Here is a 3,025-nt window from a genome sequence, read left to right on the forward strand (position 1 = left end):
ACTCCTGTTACCGCCGTGAAAGGGCGGTGTCTTAACCGCTTGACCAATGGGCCTTGACGTCATTTATAATATCACACCTATTGACGTAAGTAAATACCTTTTTACACTTTTTTTATCTTTTTTTCTTTTTTCTTCATTTATTCTCCTTTATCTCTTAATAGTATTACCTTTTTCCCTAAAACTTATTTGTAGTTATTTCTTCCTATTTTATGTAAGTGATTCCAGACAGTACTGCTTATACTTATAAATAGCACTTGATATAAACTTATTATATATTAATACCCCTGCTATTTTAAATCAAATAGTAGGGATATTAATATATCATTTAAGGTTTTACACCTATGATTAGTTATTGTAGTATAAGTTATCTGTTGGATAGATAGGATCACATGTGACTTCAATTCCTAATTTTCTAAATGAATTTTCACTGTTATGACTTAAAATAGTTGTTGAATGTGCCTCGCATCCTTTAAGCATCTCTAGTTTTTCAAGTGCCATTTGTGCCATTGGATTCGTTGCAGCACAAATTGTAAGAGCAATCAATACTTCTTCACAGTTAAGTGCTGAATTTTTATTTTTAAGTGTTTCTTTTTTAAGTGCTAAAATAGGTTCTAAAATAACAGGAGAAATAAGGTGCATGTCATCTGCAATGTTTGCATAGTATTTGATAGCATTTACAAGTGCAGCACATGTACCATCCATTAAGCTAGATGATTTACCAGTAATCATAGTACCATTATGAAGTTCAATAGCCACTGCTGAACAGATTTCATTTTTTTCTGCTTCTAATTTCATTTTCGCTGCTGTTACTCTTGCTGCTACAACTGACTTACGATCTTCTTCTTTAAGTTTCAGTTCTTCCATAATCAGTTTAACATGTTGAACTGTTTCTTTATCTGCATGACCTTTTTTGTATTCACAAGCTGTTTTAAAGTATCTTCTAATAATTTCTTGTCTAGAAGCTTCTTTTACTACTTCATCATCTGTAATACCATACCCAACACGGTTAACACCCATATCTGTTGGTGATTTATAGACAGATTCTTCCCCTGTAATTTTCTCAATAATACGTCTTAAGATTGGGAAAGTTTCAAGGTCACGGTTATAGTTAACAGCCATTTGACCATATGCTTCTAAATGGAAGGAATCAATCATATTTACATCTTTAAGGTCTGCTGTTGCTGCTTCATAAGCAATATTAAGTGGGTGTTTAAGTGGTACATTCCATACTGGGAATGTCTCAAATTTAGAATACCCTGCTACACGACCTCTTTTGTTTTCATGATAAAGTTGGCTTAAGCAAGTTGCAAGCTTTCCACTTCCTGGACCTGGTGCTGTCACAACTACGATCGGTTTAGTTGTTTCAATATAAGGATTTTTGCCATATCCTTCATCACTTACGATTGTATCTACATCTGTAGGATAACCTGCAGTTGCACTATGTTTATAAACTTTGATCCCACGTCTTTCAAGTTTATTAATAAATACAGTTGTAGCTGGTTGCCCTTCAAAACGAGTAATAACAACACTATTTACGTCTAACTCATACTCTCTAAGGTCATCAATGAGTCTTAGGACGTCCATATCATATGTAATTCCAAAGTCACCACGGATTTTATTACGTTCAATATCTCCTGCATACACGCAAATAACAATTTCTACTTTATCTTTTAATTTATGAAGGAGTTTAATTTTTGCATTTTCATCAAATCCTGGTAATACTCTTTTTGCATGCATATCAAATAAGAGCTTTCCGCCAAACTCAAGGTACAGCTTATCGTAATTATTTACACGTTCTAAGATGTATGTTGATTGCTCTTGTAGATATTTATTATGATCGAATCCTATTTTCATGGTTGTATCCTCCTCGTTTTGTCCGTTCTAATCAAATCTCAAGTATATATCATACCTCTTTTATTTCTATTTTAGTAGTCTTAATATCTTCTTTTTATTAAGGCATATTAGTTAGCATTTTTGTTGTATTCTTACAAAGTTTTTGCAAACTTTTTAAGGCTTATTTATAGTGTTTGCAAGGTGTGCTATAATGGAAGATACCCCCATAAAACAAGTTAAATACTTAATTTCTAAAATTTTATATAAGTATAAACAATAAAACCGTAAGCTCATTTTATGCTTATGGTTTTATTGTTACCTCAATCCTCATTTTATATGACTAACAATTTTAAACTTCTTTATTTTTATATTTTATTTCAAACATCAAAATTTCTTTTTATTAGTCTATAACCTAGTGACAATATTTTCGTCTTATTATATACTAAATAAGTTGCATAAATTAAGAAAAAGATAAAATTTATCATTAAATTTTACTAGGAGGAATTACAATGAATACAAAGACCCCATCAGAAGCTAAATACATCACCTCACCTAATCCATGGCCATATGTATTAAACAGAAGAGAAACCTTTGAGGTCCTTCCACCAAAAGATGGTTGTATTATGTTTGTAGGTGACTCTATCACTCAAAGAAATGAATGGGCTGAAATGTTTGATAATACAAACATAATCAATCGTGGGATAGATAGTGACCGCTTAACATGGCTCAACGAGAGAATGCCTAACTTATTAGCTAATAAACCATCTAAAATCTTTATTAAAATAGGTATCAATGATATTATGGATGGCAAACGTGCAAAACAGATGCAGGAAGAATACACTGTCATCTTTGATCAGTTTAAAGGCTTAGAAAATTGTACTGTCTATGTTCAAAGTTGTTTACCTGTTAATAATACCGTATATGCACATCCTATTGATAATACAGTTGTTCAATCTATCAATGCCATGTTAGAACCTCTCGTTAAATCTTATGATTTTAACTTTATCAATCTCTATGATCATTTTGTAACTGAAACAAACGAACTCCTTAGTGACTATACAAAAGATGGTGCACATTTAAATGGTGCTGGCTATCTAGTGTGGAAACAACAAATTGAAAAATACATCTAACTTTATATATAAAAGGAATTAGAGCCTCATGCTCTAACTCCTTTTATTTTTTCACCTATAAT

2 protein-coding genes are annotated in these 3,025 nt (G+C 31.7%); one reads left to right on the forward strand and one right to left on the reverse strand.

Annotation, left to right across the window (positions count from 1 at the left end):
• Positions 1–345 precede the first annotated feature (345 nt).
• Positions 346–1,854: a DUF1846 domain-containing protein gene (locus RRY75_RS14045; protein ID WP_332493499.1), complete on the reverse strand. Its 1,509-nt coding sequence runs from the start codon at positions 1,852–1,854 to the stop codon at positions 346–348.
• 488 nt (positions 1,855–2,342) lie between these two features.
• Here RRY75_RS14045 and RRY75_RS14050 point away from each other — a divergent pair, with 488 nt between their 5' ends.
• Positions 2,343–2,963 (forward strand): GDSL-type esterase/lipase family protein, encoded by a 621-nt coding sequence (locus RRY75_RS14050; RefSeq protein ID WP_332493498.1) that lies wholly within the window; start codon positions 2,343–2,345, stop codon positions 2,961–2,963.
• Positions 2,964–3,025: the final 62 nt, after the last annotated feature.

Origin of the sequence: Niameybacter sp., assembly GCF_036655075.1 — a bacterium.
Taxonomy (GTDB): domain Bacteria; phylum Bacillota; class Clostridia; order Lachnospirales; family Cellulosilyticaceae; genus Holtiella.

What these genes read in the sequence shown, in the direction of transcription:
- RRY75_RS14050 (WP_332493498.1), top strand. Translation starts at nt 2,343, where the DNA reads ATGAATACAAAGACCCCATCAGAAGCTAAATACATCACCTCACCTAAT.
- RRY75_RS14045 (WP_332493499.1), bottom strand. Translation starts at nt 1,854, where the DNA reads ATGAAAATAGGATTCGATCATAATAAATATCTACAAGAGCAATCAACA.